The sequence below is a fragment of the Streptomyces griseicoloratus genome, from assembly GCF_014534645.1.
Lineage (GTDB): Bacteria > Actinomycetota > Actinomycetes > Streptomycetales > Streptomycetaceae > Streptomyces > Streptomyces griseicoloratus.
Map to the genome: position 1 here is coordinate 21419 of NZ_JACVQF010000187.1, position 19910 is coordinate 41328.

At 71.5% G+C, this 19910-nt stretch carries 19 protein-coding genes and 2 pseudogenes; 6 read left to right on the forward strand and 15 right to left on the reverse strand.

Annotation, left to right across the window (positions count from 1 at the left end):
• Position 1: 1 nt before the first annotated feature.
• The gene (locus tag H0H10_RS13745) at positions 2-190 is read right to left on the reverse strand and encodes a hypothetical protein (protein WP_188181219.1); all 189 of its coding nucleotides are present in this window, start codon (positions 188-190) and stop codon (positions 2-4) included.
• 25 nt (positions 191-215) lie between these two features.
• Between H0H10_RS13745 and H0H10_RS13750 the strand changes: the two genes are divergently transcribed.
• On the forward strand, positions 216-623 hold the full coding sequence (locus H0H10_RS13750) for a hypothetical protein (protein ID WP_188181499.1): 408 nt from the start codon (positions 216-218) through the stop codon (positions 621-623).
• A gap of 37 nt (positions 624-660) precedes the next feature.
• Here the strand turns inward: H0H10_RS13750 and H0H10_RS13755 are convergent, their stop codons facing one another.
• The 3 genes and pseudogenes from H0H10_RS13755 to H0H10_RS13765 form a co-directional block, all read right to left on the reverse strand.
• On the reverse strand, positions 661-1599 hold the full coding sequence (locus tag H0H10_RS13755; RefSeq protein ID WP_188181220.1) for a glutaminase: 939 nt from the start codon (positions 1597-1599) through the stop codon (positions 661-663).
• 50 nt (positions 1600-1649) lie between these two features.
• Positions 1650-2014, reverse strand: a pseudogene (aspA, locus tag H0H10_RS13760) (aspartate ammonia-lyase); the annotation flags it as partial.
• Positions 2015-2092: 78 nt separating this feature from the next.
• A complete protein-coding gene (locus H0H10_RS13765) occupies positions 2093-2836 on the reverse strand; it encodes an SDR family oxidoreductase (protein WP_188181221.1) in 744 nt (247 codons plus the stop codon).
• Between the two features lie 104 nt (positions 2837-2940).
• Here H0H10_RS13765 and H0H10_RS13770 point away from each other — a divergent pair, with 104 nt between their 5' ends.
• Positions 2941-3789 carry a LysR family transcriptional regulator gene (locus H0H10_RS13770; protein WP_188181222.1) on the forward strand — a complete coding sequence of 283 codons (849 nt, stop codon included), beginning with the start codon at positions 2941-2943 and terminating at the stop codon, positions 3787-3789.
• A 674-nt stretch (positions 3790-4463) separates the two neighbouring features.
• On the opposite strand, the gene H0H10_RS13775 is transcribed toward H0H10_RS13770, so the two are convergent.
• The 6 genes from H0H10_RS13775 to H0H10_RS13800 form a co-directional block, all read right to left on the reverse strand.
• Positions 4464-5885, reverse strand: a complete 1422-nt coding sequence (locus H0H10_RS13775; protein WP_188181223.1) for an FAD-dependent oxidoreductase — start codon at positions 5883-5885, stop codon at positions 4464-4466.
• Positions 5878-7059, reverse strand: a complete 1182-nt coding sequence (locus H0H10_RS13780) for an MAB_1171c family putative transporter (RefSeq protein WP_188181224.1) — start codon at positions 7057-7059, stop codon at positions 5878-5880. Before H0H10_RS13780 ends, H0H10_RS13775 begins: the two co-directional genes overlap by 8 nt.
• Before the next feature lie 51 nt (positions 7060-7110).
• Positions 7111-7593: a hypothetical protein gene (locus tag H0H10_RS13785; RefSeq protein ID WP_188181225.1), complete on the reverse strand. Its 483-nt coding sequence runs from the start codon at positions 7591-7593 to the stop codon at positions 7111-7113.
• A gap of 125 nt (positions 7594-7718) precedes the next feature.
• Positions 7719-8351, reverse strand: a complete 633-nt coding sequence (locus H0H10_RS13790; protein WP_309141786.1) for a hypothetical protein — start codon at positions 8349-8351, stop codon at positions 7719-7721.
• Positions 8352-8719: 368 nt separating this feature from the next.
• Complete coding sequence (locus H0H10_RS13795; RefSeq protein ID WP_188181226.1) at positions 8720-9403, reverse strand: YqeB family protein; 684 nt, start codon at positions 9401-9403, stop codon at positions 8720-8722.
• 241 nt (positions 9404-9644) lie between these two features.
• Entirely contained in the window at positions 9645-10112 is a 468-nt protein-coding gene (locus tag H0H10_RS13800) for a GntR family transcriptional regulator (RefSeq protein ID WP_309141809.1), read from the reverse strand.
• A gap of 209 nt (positions 10113-10321) precedes the next feature.
• Here H0H10_RS13800 and H0H10_RS13805 point away from each other — a divergent pair, with 209 nt between their 5' ends.
• From H0H10_RS13805 to H0H10_RS13815, 3 genes are read left to right on the forward strand one after another with little or no spacing between them, the layout of a single operon-like run.
• Complete coding sequence (locus tag H0H10_RS13805; RefSeq protein WP_309141787.1) at positions 10322-11050, forward strand: hypothetical protein; 729 nt, start codon at positions 10322-10324, stop codon at positions 11048-11050.
• The gene (locus H0H10_RS13810; protein ID WP_188181228.1) at positions 11047-13170 is read left to right on the forward strand and encodes a bifunctional serine/threonine-protein kinase/ABC transporter substrate-binding protein; all 2124 of its coding nucleotides are present in this window, start codon (positions 11047-11049) and stop codon (positions 13168-13170) included. Before H0H10_RS13805 ends, H0H10_RS13810 begins: the two co-directional genes overlap by 4 nt.
• Positions 13170-15401, forward strand: coding sequence for a bifunctional serine/threonine-protein kinase/ABC transporter substrate-binding protein (locus tag H0H10_RS13815; RefSeq protein ID WP_188181229.1), 2232 nt, complete (start codon positions 13170-13172; stop codon positions 15399-15401). The genes H0H10_RS13810 and H0H10_RS13815 overlap by 1 nt, the downstream gene beginning before the upstream one ends.
• A 90-nt stretch (positions 15402-15491) precedes the next feature.
• Here the strand turns inward: H0H10_RS13815 and H0H10_RS13820 are convergent.
• From H0H10_RS13820 to H0H10_RS13835, 3 genes and pseudogenes are all read right to left on the reverse strand, one after another.
• Positions 15492-15639 (reverse strand): annotated as a pseudogene (locus H0H10_RS13820) (alpha/beta hydrolase); the annotation flags it as partial.
• Positions 15640-16119: 480 nt separating this feature from the next.
• A complete protein-coding gene (locus tag H0H10_RS13830) occupies positions 16120-16560 on the reverse strand; it encodes a nucleoside deaminase (RefSeq protein WP_188181230.1) in 441 nt (146 codons plus the stop codon).
• Positions 16557-17369, reverse strand: coding sequence for an LLM class flavin-dependent oxidoreductase (locus tag H0H10_RS13835; protein WP_188181231.1), 813 nt, complete (start codon positions 17367-17369; stop codon positions 16557-16559). Before H0H10_RS13835 ends, H0H10_RS13830 begins: the two co-directional genes overlap by 4 nt.
• A gap of 93 nt (positions 17370-17462) precedes the next feature.
• Here H0H10_RS13835 and H0H10_RS13840 point away from each other — a divergent pair, with 93 nt between their 5' ends.
• On the forward strand, positions 17463-17912 hold the full coding sequence (locus tag H0H10_RS13840) for an Lrp/AsnC family transcriptional regulator (protein ID WP_188181232.1): 450 nt from the start codon (positions 17463-17465) through the stop codon (positions 17910-17912).
• Between the two features lie 506 nt (positions 17913-18418).
• Here H0H10_RS13840 and H0H10_RS13845 read toward each other — a convergent pair.
• Both H0H10_RS13845 and H0H10_RS13850 read right to left on the reverse strand, forming a co-directional pair.
• Complete coding sequence (locus H0H10_RS13845; protein ID WP_188181233.1) at positions 18419-18643, reverse strand: ribosomal protein bL12; 225 nt, start codon at positions 18641-18643, stop codon at positions 18419-18421.
• 446 nt (positions 18644-19089) lie between these two features.
• On the reverse strand, positions 19090-19641 hold the full coding sequence (locus H0H10_RS13850) for a translationally-controlled tumor protein (protein WP_188181234.1): 552 nt from the start codon (positions 19639-19641) through the stop codon (positions 19090-19092).
• Between the last annotated feature and the right edge of the window lie 269 nt (positions 19642-19910).

Genomic DNA, 19910 nt, shown 5'->3' on the forward strand with positions numbered 1-19910 from the left:
CTCACCGGCACCTCGCCGCGTCGTCCTGGTCGTGGTCGCCGGTGCGGTCGTCCGGGGCCGCCTGAGCGAGGAAGCGGGCGTAGCCGCGGTCGGCGCGTGCCAGCAGGGCCGGGGAAGGCCGGCCGAAGTCGGGCGGCTGGAGGCCGCCGCCGCGATCAGCGGGGCGGCCCGTACGTTGAGGAGCCGACACGCCCTACACCACGCCGCTCGCCCCGGTGACCCCGCACGCAGCCATCAGCGCCTTCGACTACTTCCGGGCCGTCCAGGCCGACAACACCGGTGCCGCCCGTGAGTTCACCGGCGCCGAACCACGGATGACGCGGATGCCGCCGTATCGCCTGGTCCCATGCTGCTGCACCCGGGCCCGCTGCCGGTGCTGCTGTCTGGTGGTGCTGCTGCTCGTCGCCGCGACGCCGCCGTACCGCCGCCTGGCCTCCACCTCGCTGCGGTCTGGTCGTCGTGGTGCTGCCCGCTGCTTCCAGCTCGCTGCCCTCGGGCCCGGCCGCGTGGCCGTGCGGGTCTGCCGGGCCTCGTCCCGGGCCGCGCCCTCGTTGTGGGCCGGCGCGTCCGGCGCCGCCCTGCTCTGCCGCGTGCTGGCCCCGGCGGGACGGGGCGGTCGGTGACGTATGGGTCCGCGAGGTGCCGGATGTGTTCCCCGGTTCAGAAGATCGACAGGCCGGTGAGTGTGGTGAAGCGGTCCAGGGCCGCTACCCCGGCGACCGAGTTGCCGTGTTCGTCCAGGCCCGGGCTCCACACGCACAGCGTGCACCGGCCGGGTACGACGGCGATGATGCCGCCGCCGACCCCGCTCTTGCCGGGCAGGCCCACCCGGTAGGCGAAGTTGCCGGCCGCGTCGTAGGTGCCGCAGGTGAGCATGATCGCGTTGACCTGCTTGGCCTGGCTGCGGCTGAGCAGCCGGCTGCCGTCGGCGCGGATGCCGTGCCGGGCGAGGAAACCGGTGGCGAGGGCCAGGTCGGCGCAGGAGGCGGCGACGGAGCACTGCCGGAAGTACTGGTCGAGCAGGACCGGTATGTCGTTGTCGATGTTGCCGTAGGACGCCATGAAGTGCGCGAGGGCGGCGTTGCGGTCGCCGTGCACGGCCTCGGAGGCGGCCACCTCCGTGTCGAAGTCCAGGGCGGGGTTGCCGCTCTCGGCGCGCAGGAAGTCCAGCAGTTCGCCGGCCGCGTCCCCGGTACGGGTCTGCAGCCGGTCGGTGACGACGAGGGCGCCCGCGTTGATGAACGGGTTGCGCGGGATCCCGTTCTCGTACTCCAGCTGGACCAGTGAGTTGAACGGGTTGCCGGAGGGCTCGCGGCCCACGTGTTCCCAGAGTTCGTCGCCTTCCCGGGCCAGGTCCAGGGCGAGGGTGAAGACCTTGGTGATCGACTGGGCGGAGAACGGCTCCCGCCAGTCCCCCACCCCGTACACCGTGCCGTCCGGCTCGGCGACGGCCATGCCGAAGCTGCGCGGGTCGCGGGCGGCGAGGGCCGGGATGTAGTCGGCGGGACGGCCGCGCCCGGGCGTGTGGTCGATCTCCTCGGCTATGCGCTCCAGGACCGGAAGGAAGGTGGCGGACGACGTCGTTGTCATGATCACCATTGTGCCTCCCGGCCGGTTCCCGAGCCTTGTCGAGGTGGCGTTACCGCAGGTCAGGCTGCCGGTGCGCCGCTGCCCGCGACGATCTCCGGGCGCAGCAGCTCGGCCTGCCGGCCTGCCGGCCCTTCTCCAGTACCAGTTCGGCCACACCGCGGCCGGTGGCGAGGGCCTCCTTGGCGATGTCGGTCGCGGCCGTGTAGCCGATGTGCGGGTTGAGCGCGGTGACCAGGCCGATGGAGTTCTCCACCGTCGCGCGCAGACGCTCGGTGTTGGCGGTGATGCCGGAGACACAGCGCTCGGCCGGCGTGCGGCAGGCGCTCTGCAGCTGCGTGATCGACTTCGACAGGGAGTGCAGGATGATCGGCTCGAAGGCGTTGAGCGGGAGCTGTCCGTCCTCGGCGGTCATGGTGATGGCCACACCGACACAGCGTGACAGTGCCGGTCACCAGGAACGCGCATGCGCCATCTCCCCGGAACGGCGCGCGCAGACCGTTCGTCACCAGGGCACCTCTCCCTCGTCGTCGAAGAAGCGGCCTGTGGGCTCGTGGCCCTCCACGGTGGCCAGCCGGATCGCGGCGGCTGCGCCTTCCTGCGGGGTGCGCACTCCCCGGAAGCCGTTCAGGTCGGTCGCGGTGAAGCCGGGGCAGACGGCGTTGATCAGGATGTGCGTGTCGGCCAGTTCCTTGGCGTACTGCACGGTGACGGCGTTGAGGAACGTCTTCGACGGGGCGTACGCGATGGAGATGGGGCCCGTCTCGGCTCCAGGTGTGGTCTGGAGTGTGAGGGAGCCGACGCTGCTGGAGACGTTCACGATCCGCGGCGCCGGCGAGCGGCGCAGCAGCGGCAGCAGGGCGTTGGTGACGCGGATGACGCCGATCACGTTGGTCTCCACGGCCGCCCGTACCCGGTCCACGTCGACCATGGTGGGCTCCTGCGGCATACCGCCGGTGATGCCGGCGTTGTTGACGAGCGCATCCAGCCGCCCGGCCTGCTCCTCGATCAGCCGGGCCGCCGCGGTCACGCTCGCGTCGTCGGTTACGTCCAGCGGCACGCCGAACACGTCGGCGCCAGCCGCGCGGAGCTTGTCCACGGCGGCCTCGCGCCGTTCCTCATTCCGCGCGCCGACCCCGACCGTCCAGCCGAGGGTGCCGAGCCCGGCGGCGATCTCGTACCCGATGCCCTTGTTGGCCCCGGTCACCAGCGCGACCTTGGGGTGGTTCACGGTGTTCGTCTCAGTCATGACACCGATGTTTCTCCCCCGCCGGGCAGGGAGTCCAAGACCGACCGGGTGGGCGGCGATACCGCCTGGGTATCACTCCTGGCCGGGCCGGTTAGGCTGGCGGGGTGGAGACACGTGAGCTGCGGTACTTCGTCGCGGTCGCCGAAGAGCTGCACTTCGGCCGGGCCGCGCAGCGGCTCGGAATCGCCCAGCCCCCGCTGTCACGGGCGATCGCCGGGCTCGAACGACGCCTGGGCGCCCCTCTGCTGGAGCGAGGCAGCCGGGGCGTCGTCCTGACCGAGTCCGGGGCGGTGCTGCTGCGGGAGGCGCGGGCGGCGCTGGACGCCGTCGAGGCTGCAGAACGGCGCACCCGCCGGGCCGCACTCGCCGCGACAGGCCGCCCCGCCGTGGTCCTGGCCGCGAAGGCGGGCGCCTCCGATGAACTGCTGGCCAAGCTCCTCGACGCCTACGCCGCCGAGCCCGGCGCCGTCGACGTCGACGTCTTGCTGTGCGGGCCGGGCGAGCAGGTCACGGTGCTGCGCACCGGCCGGGCCGACGTAGCCCTGCTGCACCGGCCCTTCGACGACACGGCCGGCTTCGACACCGAGGACCTGCACTCCGAGGGCCAGGTCGCGATCCTCCCCGCGGGTCACCCCCTCAGCACCCGTCCCCACCTGCGGCTCGCCGAGGTCACCGCCATTCCCGACCTGCCCCTGCCCCGCTGGCCCCGCCCCGACGGCACCTTCCCGGACGGACCCGGACCGCAGGTACGCGACCACACGCAGCTCACCCAGCTCATCGCCCTCGGCCGCGCCTGCGCGGTCGTCCCGGAGTCAGGCCGCACAGGCCTACGCGACGGCCTCACCGCCGTACCGGTCACCGACGCCACCCACGTCACCACGGTCATCGCCTGGCCCCCACACAGTCGTTCAACGGCAGTCGCGGGACTGGTCCGCGCCGCCACCGCCCTGTAACCGACAGCGGTGAACGTGCGGTACGAAGTGACTGGCCTGCACCGGCGTTGCCAGAACTGTCCCGTCGAAGTGAAGTTGACTGTGGATCTCGCTCTGAGCTGCAGGTTTGCCAGTTGGTACGAGACTGCCAGCCCCGGACGTCCCGCACCCCGACGCACTCACCCCGTTCGTCGAAGCCGGGGCCACCTCCCGTTCGACGTCACCGAGGTCACGACCACGGGCCCGGCCCTCCGCTCCGGCGGCTCCGCCGTGAACGGTCCCGTCAGCGGGTGATCGTCGGCGCAGGAGCTGCCCGCCACCCGCACCGTCGCCGTCGAGGTCGACGAGCACCACACGTTCGTCACCTCCTGCGTCGAACACAACACCTGGATCGCCGGACGGCTCGTCGCCTGGCCGGAGCCGCCACCGCGCCCGGCACGATGGTCATCGTCACCACCGCGCCTCATTTCCGGCAAGCAGCTAGGGGACGCCTTCCCCGTCCCGGCCCGTTCCTGGCAGCCTCCGGCCCGGCCGCCGTGTGGCGCCGCGGTCGCGCGCCACGGCCAACTGCACGCGCTGCACGACGCACTCGGCCGCCTCGCCTTCCCCACCGGCCGCAGCCTGGGTTGCCCTCATCCGACATGGCGCCCGGGTGCGGAGCCGCGCTGCCGCTGCCAGTGAGCGGGTTGCACCTTCTACTGCGGGGATGCGGCGTGCTTGTGGAGGCTATCGAGGAGTCTGCGTTCGGCCGGAGTGAACTGTGGCTGTTCAAGCTGCGGGCGCAGGGGGCCGGCAAGGGCTGTCAGCAGCACTCGGGGCTTGACGAGAGACGTGGGCGGGGCTTGCAGGGCGAGCACGTCGGTAAGGGCCGTTGCGGCGTGGAAGGAGCCGGTGGCCGTGCGGGAAAGACGGCTGACGTAGCGGTGCAGGAGGCGGTCGGCGAGGTTCGGGCTGGCGCCCGTTGTGGTGGGAAAGTGAATGTCCTGTCCTACGGCGAGGGTCCAGGCGGTGTTGACGGGGCGTGCGATGGCCTGCTGGGCCCGGCGGGCCAGGCCGTGGGCGAGGCCGCTGGCGAGCACGCCCCGCAGGGCCAGGGCGCCTTGTGCGGCCACCGAGATGCCCTGGGCGTAGACAGGATTGAAGGATGCGACGGAATCGCCCAGCACCACCAGTCCCTTTGGCCAGTGCTTGAGCCGTTCGTAGAAGTAGCGCCGGTTGGCGGTGCTGTGGGTGACGCTGACGTCGGTGAGCGGTTCGGCGAGTGCGAGGAGGTCGGCCAGGACGGGGTGGCGCAGGGTTCGGGCGAAGGCCTCGAAGGCGCCTGCCTCGCGGGGTGGTTGTCCGCCGGGAGCGCCCATCAGGCTGACGTGCCAGCGGTCGCCTTCGATCGGCAGGATGCCCCCCGCCTTTCCGGGCTGGGGCAGGCCGGGGTCGGCTTGTACCCCGACCATGGGCCAGTCGCGCGTGGGGACGGGAGCGCGGTAGAAGCGGCTTGCGTAGACGAGACCGGAGTCGATGCGCTTCTCGGCGAGGCCGGTGATGCCCAGCTCAGCCAGCCATTGAGGGGTGCGGGTGGCGCGGCCGGAGGCGTCGATGACGAGGTCGGCGTCAAGTACCGCTTGTGTGCCGTCGGCGGTGTGGATCCGTACGCCCGTGACGGTTCGGTGGTCTCCGCGCAGTGCGACGGCCTTGGTGTTGGTGCGGACGCTGACCCGGGGGTCTTTGAGGACCTGTTCCCGGACGATGGAGTCCGTGAGGTCTCGGCTTGCGGAGATCATGAAGTGTGTGGGGCGCTGCCAGCGCCGGTACCAGCCTTCAGGTGAGTAGATGACCATGTTGGTGGTCATGGGTATGCGGTTGGCGCCGGCGGCCAGCAGCTGGTCGGTGGTGCCGGGCAGGAGGCTTTCGATGGCCTCGGCGCCGCCGGCATGCAGGAAGTGGATGTGGACGGCCTGTGGGACTCCGGTCCGCGGTTCGGGTCCTTCGGGCAGCTCGTGGGCCTCAATGATCTCTACGGAGTCGGCGTGGTCCTTCACGGCGGCTGCAGCGAGCATGCCGGCAATGCTGCCCCCGATGACGACAACGCGGGTGGGGTTCCGGCGGGTGGCTTCAGTCATGGCGGGCTGCTTTCTGCGGGCGCACGTGCTGCTCCTGGAGAGTTCTGACAACGGGTGAGGTGAGCGCCTGGGACAGCGGGACAAGGTCCCCCGCGCGCCATGGCGAGGCTTCGTACTGCGGTGCGGGTTTGGTGCGCTGTCGCTCGAGAGCGACAAGGATCATGGCCGCGTCTGCGGTGGCTGAGGCTGAGGCCTCTTCGGCTCCGTCGCTGAGTGCAGCTCGGTAGGCGCTCTCGCGTACGGCGAGGTCACAGTGGGGGCTCAGGGCGCGGATGGCGTCGTAGAGTGCTGTTTTCCGCGCGGTCAGGAGCACTGCGGGAGGAGTTTGCCACCAGGGCAGCGAGGAGCGGATGGCGCCCGGCGTGGGGACGTCACGCAGAGTCCGCCACAGCGGGGTGAGTTGGTGCAGTTGCCGCATGGTCCGGGCGGTCTCGGCGATGCGCGGGCCGACCAGCGGGACGGCGAAGCCGATGGCGCCGAGCATGGAGGCCGGAGCGGCCAACGGGGGCGTGACCTCGTCGACCAGGAAGTCCAGGTTGTGACCCGTCCACCGGGCAGTCACGGCAATCAGCCTGATGGCGTCGTAGCACACGATGATCAGGTAGGCGGGGGCCAGGATGCGCAGGCCTGCTCTCAGCGAGCCGTGGACTTCTTTCGACCAACGCCAGCACAGCGTGCTCGCGGCCATCATCGCCACGCCTTGTGAGACCAGGTAGGTGACGATCATCTCTCTGATGTACGGGGTGTTCGCGTAGTAGGCATCGAACAGCGTGACTTCTTCCACGGGAGCATTCCCTAGCCAGAACAGGGCGATGACAGCGAGGACGGCGAGGCTGTAGGCGGTCACGCACAGGCGTGTCGCGCGCCGGGTCTGTTCTGGAGGGGCCGGCCGCCAGTTGATGATCAGCAGAAGGCTTGCCCCCGAGAATGCGATCGTCGTCGTGTATACGACGGGAGCTGCAATGTTGGTTATCCCGGTGGTCCGGTTGAGCGCGACGATGGAATCCGGGGCGGCGAGAATCATGAGACAGCCTGCGGCGAAGAGCAGCAGGCAAGCCGCGCGCAGCAGCATGTCGCGCCGTCTGCGGACCAGCGCGGGGATCTTCGCAGCACAGACCAGCAGGAGGATGGTCCCGCAGGCGTAGAAGCCGAGATTGCTGGTTCCGGATGTCACCTTGCTGGTTCTCTTCTCGGGAACAGGTGCAGGGCTGGTTGTCCGAATTGATCAGGTTCGGCGGACGCGGTGTGCCATGGAGGCCTGGATACGACCGGCCAGGTTGTGCGTATCGCCGGATGTGCGGGCCTCTGTGAGGGCAGCCTGCACGTCTGTGGCGAACCGAAATCCGAAGCGCTCTGCGTCGAGCTCTTCTTCGATTTGGCGGGCATCGGAGCGGGCGGCGAAGTGCAGGGCGGCGTCCATGGGGGCGGTGGGAGGCAGGCTCATGTCGTCCGCGCGGGAGACCGCGGCCACGAGTTCTGCCAGGGCGCCTGTCATGTCGTTGTCCTCGGCAGCGCGGGAGGCTGCGGGTCCGTGGGCCGTGGCGCTGCTGCAGTGCCCCTGGAACATGTGCCATGCCTCGTGTCCGATGATCACGAGTTGGTGCTCGGGGTCGGTGTTTTCTTCATAGGCGATCAGATCGTGGCTCGTGCGGTCGACCCACAGCCCGCTGGCCATCCCCAGGGGGAAGGCTGTGTTGCGTAACCGCACGGGTCGTCCTCGTACGTGGGTGAGTGCCCTGCCTATCGCGGACATGACGTCTTCGTCGCCGGCGGGCAGCCGCATGTGGCGGACAAGCCGGGCACTCAGCTGTCGCATGGCCCTTGGTCCCGTGCTCACTGGTCTCCTTCGCTTTCGTCGAGTTCCAGCAGTGCTTCAAGGGTGGCGTTCAGGACGTTCCAGCGTTCCGGTGGCAGGGCGCGGGCCTGTCGGAGGGCAATGCCGCGAACGTCGTCGAACTGGTCCTGTACCGCGGCCAGGGGGTCGCTCGCGGCCGCCGTCTTTTCCGGCAGCGGCTGGTACGCGGCAGCGATGGACAGCAGTGCGCGGTTGAGGGCCTCGGGCGCCGGGGCGGTGAAGAACGCCTCTCCGCCGTCGACGTGGAAGTAGTCGACCAAGCCGTGCAAGAGTTCAACGCTGGGCATCTTGTCCCCGGCGCAGACCTGACGTGCCCAGAAGGCGGAGACCCCCAGTTGTCGAGAGATGCTGCCGGCCAGGTCCGACATGCGCCGGCCGGTGCGTTCCAGATGGGCGTCGGAGAGGGCTTTGATGCGCGCGCGGACCCGCTCGTTGACGGTGTCGGCGGGAGGATTGCCGCCCTCGAGCAGATTGCGGATTGTCTGTTCGGGCAGAGCTGTCCTGGCGGCGAGTCCCTTGAGGTCGAGCAGGTCCGATCGCTTCAGTCGCCGCTCCTCGATGAGCGCCTCAAGGTACTCGAGTGTCTCGGGCAGTGACGGGGCACGGTCCACCAACGTACTCCCAGGGCTCTGATCAAAGGCTGCCGTGCACGGCACCGTACGCGCCTTCACCGCTGATTTCAACGATCGTTGACCAATTGCAAACGATCGTTGAGGCGGGTTCGCTGCCGCCGCCCTGGCCGGCGGCAGCCGCAAGGACGTCACCCAGGCAATCGGGCTCCTTGAGGCCATGCCGCCGGAAAGAGGCAAGCGCGGCTGACTCCCGCGCCGCTTGGCCTGGCGCCGGCCGGCCACGGCGACGACCTGCTCCCGGCCGCTGCCGGTGCGTTCCCGGAGCGGGAGGCGGTTGTGCTCCGCGCGGTGCAAGGCCGGCACGAGGCGGTGGCGGCACCACGTACAGTCCCGTCGGAACTCCTGGCTCACACCTTGCGGTACTGCTGGACCTTGCCACGGTTGCGCACGCTGATGCCCAGCGCACGCAGTTCCTCGTGCGCCTCGTCAGCGGCACCGGTCCGGTTGTCGGCAAGCGCCCGCTGCCGCTTCCGCAGCAGCGCGTGGGCGCGCTCGTCGAGGCCGGGCACGTTGTCGACCCAGGTGGTGTAGTCGGCCTCGTGGGGGTCGACGGTGCCGCGCCAGGGATAGTCCTGCTGCTCGAAAGCGGACTGCAGACGGCCGGCGAGGCCGCTGTCCACCCGGGTGCGGACGTGCTCCCGGCCATCGGTATCGCGCAGCACCAGCTCGCGGCCGTCGGTGAACACCTCCGCGATCCGGGCCCGTTCGACGTGGCGGCCACCGGTGGCGTCGTGGACGACCACACTGTCGGCACCCACCTCGATCACGGGGTTCTCGTCGTGCCACGTGCCCGCCACCAACGCACCGGCCACACCACCGACAAGCGTCAGCACCGGTATGGCCCACACGAGCGGCAGCGCGGCTGCCAGCCTGAGCGGACCCGGCGCGCCGTCGAAACGACTGATCAACCAGTCGGCAAGCGGACCCACGGCGAACGCGGCACCGAGGCCGATCGCGGCCCCGCCCAGGATGACGGCCCACAGCCACGCCTGGGGCAGCCGCACGGTGACGGAAGGCTCACGCTTGACCATCGTCGTTCTCACTCTCTCGGCCTGTCCTCTCACTGCGGGTCAGTCCTGTTCGCTCTCCCATCAAGCTCAGCAGGCCACACCCGGGACAGACATCGGCCAAAAGTCTCCGACACCGCTGGACGAGTAAGACTTTGGTCTCGATCTGCGGCTGAGCTTCGCTCAGGGAACCGCATGGCATCGGCTCACCGAACGAGGAACGCCATGAACGACGCACGGCGCGCTGCTGTCCGCTGCCGTTGTGTCATAGGGCCGAAGATGTGGCAGGTGAGGGACAAGGGTTCGGCGAGGAATCTGAAGACTCACCCGAGCTCCACCACTCACCGAAGGCCGAACCTCTCGCCCAACTCCCGTGTGCGCTTCCGTTTCCCCTCGGCCGCATCCGGCCGTCCGGGCGAACGGCCTCGGCCAGGGCGCGCTGGGGCAGCCGCGCGGCCCCGCGCAGGGCCGGGGACCGCCCCGGTCCCATCGCCACCCCGGTCCTCATCGCCGCCTCGGCCACGAAGGTGCCGCGGCCGCGCCGGCGGACCAGGACGCCCTCCTGAACCAGTTCGTTGAGGACCCGGACCGCGGTACCCATGCTGACCTCGAACCTTTCACAGATCTCCCGCCGGGTGGTGAAGGGCGCGTCGGGCCGGTACTCGCCGCGGGCGATCATCTCCCGCAGCTGCGCGGCAGGGACTGTGTGACAGCCGTGGCACAGCTGGGCCACGATCGTCAACCGCCGGCCGGTACACCCAAGTTGCTGCCTAGCATGAGCGGACGGACGGTCCAGCGATGCCTGGGGGGCGTGTGGTGCTGGGAGGGGTGACGGCGCGGCTCTGCTGCGCCATGGCGGTGTGCGGCGCGCTGCTGGCCGGCTGTAGCTCCGGTGGGGACGGGCCCCGCGGGGCAGCGGCCGGGACGACGGACCAGGGCGCGGTGAGCGCCAGTCCCTCGCCGACCGCCGTGGTCGACATCGACCCGGCCAAGCTGCCGACGACCAAGGACCAGGCCGCTGCCCTGGTCCGCGATGTCCTCGCGCAGCCCTCCGCGTTCGGCCCGGACACGGTCCGCCGCAGCCCGTACGAGAGCGACCCGCGGCGCTGGGCGGTGCTCGGGGACGACTGCGTCTGGGAGCAGCGGGCGCTCCCGGAGGACGTCCTCGCCTCTGTGACCCGCCATTACGAGGTCCCGGCGAGCGGCGGCCGGGGGTCGCTCACGCTGAGCGCCGTCGTCACCGTGCACCGGACCGCGGAGCAGGCCGACTGGGAGAACGCCGAGGTGCTGGAGGAGATGATGCGCTGCCCCTCCCAACTGCTGCGCTCGGGTGAGGTGCTCACGGGCCTGACCGACGTCCCGAACGCCCTCGGCGACTTTGGGAACGGTTACGCCGACGACACCCTGACCGAGACCGGCGCCTACACCAGCGACCGGCTCGGCGGTCCCTACCCGTACGTCTGGGAGCAGACCCGCATCGGCCCGTTCACCGTCGCGGTCTCGGCCAAGGGCGCCAAGGGCTGGTCCGAGACCGACCTCTTCGACCGGCTGAGGGACCCGCACACGAGGATGCGCGTCAGCCTCCGGCACGCGATCGAGCGGGACACCCCGGCCGGTACCGGCTCGCCCTCGGTGTCCGAGTCCACCGTCACGAAGGACAGCCGCCGATGACCGAGCAGCTCGCCCCCTCCGACCCGGCCCGGATCGGCGGGCACCGTCTGCTCGCACGGCTCGGCGCGGGCGGCATGGGCGTGGTCTACCTCGGCCGTGCGGAGTCCGGGGAGCTGGCCGCCGTCAAGGTGATCCTGCCGGAGTACGCCGACCAGCCCGAGTTCCGCGCGCGGTTCCGCCGTGAGGTCGCCGCCGCACGGCGCGTGGACAGCCCGTGGGCCGTGCCGGTGACCGGCGCCGACCCGGACGCGCCCGCGCCCTGGCTGGCCACCGCGTTCGTGCCCGGACCCTCGCTCGCCGAGGCGGTCGCCGCCTGTGGTCCGCTGCCGCCGCGCGGGGTACGTGTGCTCGGCCGGATGCTGGCCCGGGCGCTGACCGCCGTGCACGACGCGGGACTCGTCCACCGCGACGTCAAGCCCGGCAACGTCCTCCTCGCCGTCGACGGCCCCCGCCTGATCGACTTCGGCATCGCGCGCGCCGCCGAGGAGACGGCCCTCACCTCGGCCGACATGGTCGTCGGCACCCCCGGCTTCCTGGCACCGGAACAGGCGCGAGCGCACCCCGCCACCCCGGCCAGTGATGTCTTCTCCCTCGGCTGCCTCCTCTCCTACGCCGCCACCGGCCGCCCGCCCTTCGGCACCGGAGCCGTGGACGCCCTTCTCTACCGCACCGTGCACGACGAGCCCGACCTCGACCGGCTCCCCGACGGCCTGCGCGAGCTGCTGGAGCGCTGTCTCGCCAAGGACCCGGCCAACCGGCCCACCGCCCGTGAGGTGGACGAGGCGCTCGGCGAGGACACTCCCGCCGACACCTCGGACTGGCTGCCCGACGACGTCCTACGACTCATCGCGGACCGCTCCGCCGCGATGCTCGCCCTGCCGGACATCGAGGCGACGGCCCTCGACGCGAGGGCGGACGAGCGGCCGACGGAAGCTCCCGGGGAGGCGTCACAGCGCACCGGCAGCCGCCGCCGCTTCCTGCTCCTCGGCGGCGCGGCCCTGCTCGCCGCGGGCGGCGGCGCGGCCTTCTGGGCGAGCCGCCGCAACGAAGACCCCGCACCCGCCGCCCGCCGCTGGGTGCTCGGCGTCCAGGCCGACCTGACGGGCCCGCAGAGAGCCGTCGGGCAGGCCCAGGAACGCGGCGTCCGCCTGGCAGTCGAGCAGTTCAACGCCCGCGACGACAAGCCGTTCACGCTCACCCTGAAGGTCGCCGACGACGGGGGCGACGAAACCCGCGCCGCCCGGACCGCCCAGGTCCTCGCCGCCGACCGCGACCTGCTCGCCGTCATCGGCTCCACCGGCGACCGGACCACCGGCGCGAGCCTCGACACGTACGACGCCGAGCTCGTCCCACAGCTCACGGCCTCCTCCGCACAGGAGGCGTACGGCACCTCGCAGCCCCGCCACTTCCTCCAGGCCGTCCCCGGGTACGGCGTGTCGCCCGCGCTGATCGCCCTCCAGCTCGGCAAGGCAGGCGCCAAGCGCGCGGGCGTCCTGATCGACCGCGACGGCGGCATCGCGGCCTGGCAGCTCGGCCACACCACCTTCCAGTCCCTCGGCGTCATGGAGATCCCGGCCGAGCCACGCGTCGTCCCACGACTGGCCGGGCATCTCGCCCCGGTGGTCGCGCAGATGCTCGCCCGCGAGCCGGACGGCTTCGTCTACACCGGCACACCGGCACGCGCGGCGGCCGTCGCCCGTGCTCTCGCCGAACAGCGCTTCACCGGCGTCCGTATCCTCGGCTACCCGGCGGCCGACCAGGAGTTCCTGACCGCCGCGGGTCCGGCCGCCGAAGGCTGGCAGATCTTCGCGCCGTACATCGACCCCGCGGCCGCACGCGTGCGGAGCTTCGCCACCGCCTACCGCCGGCGCTACGGCTCCGCGCCCCCGTACTGGGCGGCGGAGGCCTACGACGTGGCCCGCATGGTCATCACCCGCGTCGCCCAGGCGGGTGGCCGGCCCTCCCGGACCAGGCTGTACGGCCTGCTGGCGAAGGGCACCTACAAGGGACTCGTGCGGACGTACGCGTTCGACAAGAACCGGATACTCAAGGGGTACGACGTCTTCCGCTACGAGGTGAAGGGCGGCCGGTACGCCTACGCGGGCGAGGCGGCTCTCTGATGCGTCCGCTCATGGCGGACGACCCCGAGGACGTCGGCGGCCACCGGCTGCTGGCGCGGCTCGGCGCCGGTGGCATGGGCGTCGTCTACCTCGCGCGCAGCGCGGGCGGAACGCTGGTCGCGCTCAAGGTGATCCGCGCCGAGCACGCGGCGGATCCGGCCTTCCGCACCCGTTTCCGGCGCGAGGTGAGAGCCATGCGCGCCCTGACCGGCCGCCGGCTGGTGCCGGTCGTGGCCGCCGACCCGGAGGCCCGCAAGCCCTGGCTGGCCACCGAGTTCGTCCCCGGTCCCGCCCTGGCCGAGGCGGTCGACGGCCACGGTGCCCTGCCTGTCGCGACGGTACGGACCCTGGGCCTTCGGCTGGCCGAGGCGCTGACCGCCGTCCACGCGGCAGGGCTGGTGCACCGGGACGTGAAGCCGGGCAACGTCCTGCTCGGCCTGGACGGCCCCCGGCTGATCGACTTCGGCATCGCCCACACCGCCGGCGCCACCGCGCTCACCGCGCCCGACGCCGTCGTGGGCACCCCCGGGTTCCTCTCGCCGGAACAGGCACGGGCCCGCGCGGAGGAGGTCGGTCCGCCGAGCGACGTCTTCTCCCTGGGCTGCGTCCTGGCGTACGCGGCCTCGGCACGGCGCCCGTTCGGCGCCGGGCATGCGGCGGGCGTCCTGTTCCGTACGGTGCACGAGGAGCCGGACCTGACGGGCGTGCCCGACGGCCTGCGGTCGCTGATCGCGGCCTGCCTGGCCAAGGACCCCGCACGGCGCCCGACGGCCACGCAGGTCGGGGCCGCCCTGCGAGACCCGAGGACCCCGCTGGCGCAGGGCATTCCCGAAGCGCAGGACGAGGACTGGCTGCCGCCCGCTGTCCTCCGCCTGGTCGCCGAACGGTCCGCGCGCGCACTGGACCTCCCCGCACCCCGGCGGTCCGTGCGAGCCGTGGACGTCCCCGTATCAGGAGGGTCCGCGCGAGCCGTGGACGTCCCCGCCTCCCGACGGCCGGCAGGTGGAGAAGCCGTCACCGACCCGGCCGGCCCCCGGCCACCGACCCGGCGGCGCGTCCTGCTCATGGCAAGCGCGGCAGCCTCCGTGGTCGCGGTCGGCGGCGGGACCGCGGCGTACCTGGCGGCCGGACGCGGGGCCGGTGGCGGTTCCGGAAGCGGCCTGCCCGTGCACACCCTCGGCTTCCAGGCCGATCTCACCGGCACCAACAAGGCGGACGGCGTGGCTCAGGAGCGCGGGGCACGCCTCGCCGTGGCGCACCACAACGCGCGTGCGGACATCACCTTCCGCCTCGCGCTCGACACCTACGACGACCTCGGCGTCGCCGCACGGGCCCGGCAGGCGGCCGATCGCTTCATCCAGGCCGGGGTGAGCGCGGTCCTCGCCCCCGGCACGACCGCCGCCGCGCTCGCCGCGGGCCCGCGCTACCAGGCCGCGCGCACCGCCATGGTGCTGATCTCCGCGGACGATCCGCGACTCGACACCAGTGAGCTGCGGACCCTCTGCATCACCCGGGGCCCGGAACGGCAGTTGGCGCTTCCGCTCATCACGTACCTGACCGCCAAGGGACTCGACCGCACCGCCGTCATCGACGACCGGGCCGCGGGCCAGGTGGGTGCCGACCTCACCAGCGCCCTCACACAGGACCCGCCCCACGAGGGCGCGACCAGCGTGCACTCCGTGGCCGCCGGCAGCGACGACTTCCGGCCCGCCGTTCGTGCCGCCCTCGCCGCCCGGGCACAGGGCGTCGTCTTCAGCGGGACGTCGCCCCAGCGCGCCGCACGCTGCGCCCGTGCCCTCGCGGACGCGGGCTTCACCGGGCCACGGCTGGGCACCTGGCACATCATGCGCCAGCCCTTCCTGCAGCAGGCCGGACCGGCCGCCCAGGGGTGGCTGTTCGGCACCCCCTTCACCGACCCCGGCAGCGTCTCCCCGGCGTTCGTGTCCGCCCACCGCACGGCCTACGGCACCCCACCCGGCCGCTGGGCCCCGGAGGCGTACGACGCGGTGGGGCTGGTCGCACGGGCCCTGGAGTCACTGGGCGGCTCGGCCGACAGCGCACCGGGGGCCGTGGCACAGCGCCTCTTCACCCTCACCTACCGGGGCCTCGCCAAGACGCTCCGCTTCGAAGACACCCACGCGCTCGCGTTGCAACCGGACGCCGTGTACTTCCTGTACCAGGTGAAGGACGGCGCCTTCCGGTTCCTCGGCCGGTACGACCGGATCAGCTGAACCGCCCGCCGTCCGCGCGCAGGGCGGGCGGGACCGCGCGGACGCGATGCGGGAGGGGGGAGGCGCCGCGCGGTCGTTCGCGGAGCCGGCTCAGCTGGTCGCGCGGACCGCATCGCGGATTCAGCTCGGCGACCGCCTTCGACTGGGAGAGGGCCACGGCGTGCGAGGCGCTCTCGATCTCGACGACCGTCGCCCCGGCCCGCTTCGCGCCGAAGCGCTCCGCCTCCGGGGGCACGGCGGCGGACCGGATGGCCGAGGCGCGGTACGCCGAACGCGATCGGCGGGAAGGGCTACGTGACGTCGTTCGTCGTCCGGCGGTTCGTCGATCGCGGCCTGCTGGTCGACCTGAGCGCGGCCCCGGACGGGACGCCGATCCGCGGCCGGGGAAGTTGACCAGGCCGAACACCTCGTCGCCCGGATGCCACGTGGTGACACCCGGGCCGAGGGCCGCGACCACGCCGGAGACGTCGCTGCCCAGGGCGAACGGCGGCGTCCAGGCCGGCCGGAACGTTGTCGAAGCCGCGGCGTGCGTAGAGGTCCGGCGGGTTGACGCCGGCCGCGTACACCCGCTCGAGCACCTCGCCCGGCCCTGGCTCCGGCCGGGTCACCTCTTCGTGAGCCAGGTGCTCGGGCCCGCCGATGGCGTGCAGTCGTACGACGTGCATCGTCGCTGTTCCCGTCTTGTCGCCTTCGGGTCCGGACGGACTGCCGGTCGTGGTCACCGGGTGGGCCGGTAATAGGCCGCTACGGGGTCGCGCGCCTCGTCGTGGAGGGCCGGACCGTCGTGCGGCACCGTCGGCCAGGCGCCCGACGGCGGGTTGAGCGCGACGAGTTGCTCGGTCGACAGCGCGTAGACGACCCGGCCGATGCCAGAGCGGACGATGCCGCCGTCGCACATGCCGCACGGCTGGCAGCTGGTGTACAGGGTGGTACGGGCAGCCGTGTCCGGGGCGAGTTCGCGGGCCGCCCAGCGGGCGAGCTTCAGTTCCGGGTGGGCGGTGATGTCGTTGTCCCGCCGGACCGTGTTGTGGGCTTCCGCGAGCACGGTGCCGTCCGGTCCGGCCAGAAGGGAACCGTACGGCGCGTCGCCCAGGGTGACCGCGTGGGCGGCGATGCCGATGGCACGCCGCAGAAGGGCCTCGTCGGCCGAGGTGATCATGATCGAGTGCTCCAGTGGGTGGCCACGGTGGTGAGTGCCCGCCATGCCGCGTCGGGCCGGCGGGTCTCTTCCGGGTCTCCGTGGTAGGGGTCGAGTACGACGGTGTCCGCGCCCAGCAGGCGCAACTGGTCGAGATCGTCGAGGATCTGTTCGACGGTGCCGACGCCGGCGAGCCGGTCGGAGGCGTCGACCGGTGCGCTGGTGACGCGCAGGGCGATGCGGGGCGCGAACCCCGGCAGCGCGTGCCGTCGCAGGACCGCGCGCATGTGGGGGAGGGAGAGCCGCAGCGGGTGCCAGGCGTCACCGAACCTCACGGCGCGCCGCAGGGCCGCCTCGCTGTGGCCGCCGATCCAGACGGGAACGTCGCCCTCCTGGCGCCCCGCGTCCCTGGCCTCCCGGAGGATGCCAAGACACTCGTCCGTCAGCCGGCCACGCGCGGTGAACGGCACGCCCAGCGCCTCGTATTCCTGCCGGGCCCAGCCGACGCCCGCCCCGAGGACGAAGCGACCGCCGCTCAGTTGGTGGAGGTTGGCAGCCATGCGGGCCACCAACAGGGGATGCCGGTACGGCAGGACGAGCACGGTCGTGCCCAGCCGCACCGTGGTGGTGAGACCGGCCAGCCACGACAGGGTGGTGAACGGCTCGTAGAACGGCTCCGGGTACCGCTCGGCCACGTCCGGGGTGACCGCCACATGGTCCGACACCATGAGGGTGCCGAAGCCGAGGCCCTCCGCGAGCCGCGCCCATTCACGCAGGATGCCGGGATCGGTTCCCGGGCCGAAATTCGGTACGTTGACGCCGAGTTGCATGGCCCGAGGCTATCCCGGTGATCATGGCGCACGGAACCGAAAACTCCCTGCGTAGCTGGTGCTTCTCCGTGATTTTGTTGGTACTTTCGCCGCATGGCCGGGAATCTTGACCACGTCGACTGGGCGATCATCGAACAGCTGCAACGGGAGGCCCGCATCTCCCTCAGCGAACTGGGCCGCCGCGTGAACCTCAGCCCATCGGCCACCACCGAACGCGTCCGCAATCTGGAGGCGTTGGGCGTCATCACGGGCTACCGTGCCGAGATCGACCTGGCCAAGGTCGGCTACCCCGTCCTCGCCGTCGTCCGCCTCAAATATCCGGGCAACCGCCACGAACCGCTGCGCCGCCTCCTCGCTGAACGACGGGAGATCCTGGAGTGCCTGCGCACCACCGGCAACGACTGCTACACCCTGAAGGTGGCCGCGACCTCCATGGAACACCTGGAGACCCTCATGGACGAACTCGCCGGCTTCGGCAGCACCACCACGAGCGTCGTCTACAGCCAGACCCTCCCCTACCGCGGCCCCACCGCCCCGAACTGACAACCGACCCGCCATCCGTCCGTGGCTGCACCAGCGGTCGTCCGGGACCCTGCTCCTGTGCTCTCCGTCCGCCCAGGCCCGCATCTGCCGGGATGTCAGCAGCGGCGCGACAAGCTCACCCCCGAGCAGCGCGCCGCACTCGCCGTATTCGCCGCCCTCGGCGTGGCCTGGGCGGGCGCGGTGCCGGCCGCCGAGCCCGGCGAGCCCGCCGAGGCGCCACCGGCCCCGCGGCCCGCACCGAGCGGCGGCGGTTCCGGCGAAGCGGCCGGTGCGGGAACACCACGAGGAGTGCGACATGATGCTGTGCGAGGGCGGGAGCTGCACCCCCGTCGACCTTGATGCCGGGGCGTCTTCGACGAGGGCATGCCGCTCTGCCTTTCCCTGGTGTAGCGAGCGGCATGTTCGGCTGCCTGCTTCGGGAGGCGAGCCGCATCGTGGGTTGAGTGTCAGCGGGTCTCGATGATGGCCTTCTCGAGCACAACGGGGGGCGTGGTCGGCCGGGGCGATCAGTTCAGTTCTACCGTGGCTCCGGCTGCCTGCAGTTTCAGCTTGGCCCGCTGGGCCCGTTCCTCGTCCACGGCCTCCAGCACTGTGGTGGGCACCTGGTCTGCCATCTCCTTGGCCTCCGCGAGGCCGAGGCCGGTCAGTTCCCGCAAGGCCTTGATGACGCTGACTTTGTTACGTCCTGCGTCCACCAGCACCACAGTGAACTCGTCCTGCTCATCACTCATCGTGGGGGTCTTTCAGTCATCGGGTTCGCCGTGCTCTTCGGGTCCGCGGCGCCACGGCGCACACGGTGATCACCAGGCAGAACTACGGCGCGTCCGGAAAGGACACGGCTCAGTCGGCAGGGCATGGAAAATGCCGGATCCAACTGCGACCGCCTTCTCGCCGCCGAGCGCCGCCTCCACGCCGGCGAGGGACTTGGTGTGTGTCCATGGCCGCCGTCGCCGGAGCCCGCGCCGGCCCTGCCCCCCTGGCGCGGGCTCACCGGCGGCCTCCAGGACGTCTGCGTCCTGCAGGCCGCCAACCGCGGCTCCGCCGGCATCCCGGCCATGACCTTCCCTGCTGCCAAAGCCTTCGAAGAGCGCCCGCGCCGAGGTGTACCGGCGGCTGCGCTGTCCTCGCCGAGCGCGGTGACCCGGCCTGTCACGAGAACGGGTTGTGGCGCCGAGCGCTAGTTTTCGTGTCGCTGCAGCCCGTGCTGCCAGAAGGTGAAGTACGGGGTGTCGTCATCACGGTAGGCCAGGAGAACCACCATGCCGTCGGGGTGGTTGCTCTCACCGGTCCAGAATTCGTAGTGCGCGAAGTTCGCGGTGATCTTCTTGGCGTAGGCCGAGGCGCCCTTCTCGAACGCCGCGATCTCGTCCTCGGTGGCGCCCGATTCCGCAAGGGCTCGTTTCACCGCCCCCATGTAACCCCGCAGCTGAGTCAGGTACCTCTTCTTGTCGAAGGTGGCCGGGCTCAGACGGAAGTCGCGCACGAAGTCACCGACCCACGAGGCCCCGTCCCCGGCCTGGTCCGTCTCGCCGTCGACCTCCCAGGCGACGCCGTCGATGGTTTTGATCGGGAAAGCGTCGCTGAGCATGCGGTCGCCAGTGACAATGTCGGTTAGAGAAGCACTCTCTGCAATCCTCTCAATTCTTGTGCCGCGTGACCGGCCCGGCACCGCGTTCGCACCGGCCCTCTCCAGACAGCCGGCAAACAGCACCGCCTCACGCAGAGTCATAGTTTCACAACGCTTTGTTACTGATCCAGTTGCGGATCGCCGGGTATCGCCGGGTGTACGAGGTGACTACGGCACTGGCGCTGGCACGCTCTCCTCCTGGCCGGCCCTGCGCGCGGCGCAGCTCACCATGGCGGCAGTGACCCTCGCACCGTCTGCCGCCGTGGCGCTCAGGACCTGTCCGACGGCGGTCAGCGACCGCCACCCCGCCGAGCGAGGCGAGCGGAAGAAGTTCTCCTCAGGCGGCCATGGGTGCCGAGCAAGTCCGGCAA

Coding starts and splice junctions, on each gene's coding strand:
- H0H10_RS13755 (WP_188181220.1), bottom strand. CDS start 1,599: ATGGTGATCATGACAACGACGTCGTCCGCCACCTTCCTTCCGGTCCTG.
- H0H10_RS13765 (WP_188181221.1), bottom strand. CDS start 2,836: ATGACTGAGACGAACACCGTGAACCACCCCAAGGTCGCGCTGGTGACC.
- H0H10_RS13775 (WP_188181223.1), bottom strand. CDS start 5,885: ATGACTGAAGCCACCCGCCGGAACCCCACCCGCGTTGTCGTCATCGGG.
- H0H10_RS13795 (WP_188181226.1), bottom strand. CDS start 9,403: ATGGTCAAGCGTGAGCCTTCCGTCACCGTGCGGCTGCCCCAGGCGTGG.
- H0H10_RS13810 (WP_188181228.1), top strand. CDS start 11,047: ATGACCGAGCAGCTCGCCCCCTCCGACCCGGCCCGGATCGGCGGGCAC.
- H0H10_RS13815 (WP_188181229.1), top strand. CDS start 13,170: ATGCGTCCGCTCATGGCGGACGACCCCGAGGACGTCGGCGGCCACCGG.
- H0H10_RS13830 (WP_188181230.1), bottom strand. CDS start 16,560: ATGATCACCTCGGCCGACGAGGCCCTTCTGCGGCGTGCCATCGGCATC.
- H0H10_RS13835 (WP_188181231.1), bottom strand. CDS start 17,369: ATGCAACTCGGCGTCAACGTACCGAATTTCGGCCCGGGAACCGATCCC.
- H0H10_RS13840 (WP_188181232.1), top strand. CDS start 17,463: ATGGCCGGGAATCTTGACCACGTCGACTGGGCGATCATCGAACAGCTG.
- H0H10_RS13845 (WP_188181233.1), bottom strand. CDS start 18,643: ATGAGTGATGAGCAGGACGAGTTCACTGTGGTGCTGGTGGACGCAGGA.
- H0H10_RS13850 (WP_188181234.1), bottom strand. CDS start 19,641: ATGACTCTGCGTGAGGCGGTGCTGTTTGCCGGCTGTCTGGAGAGGGCC.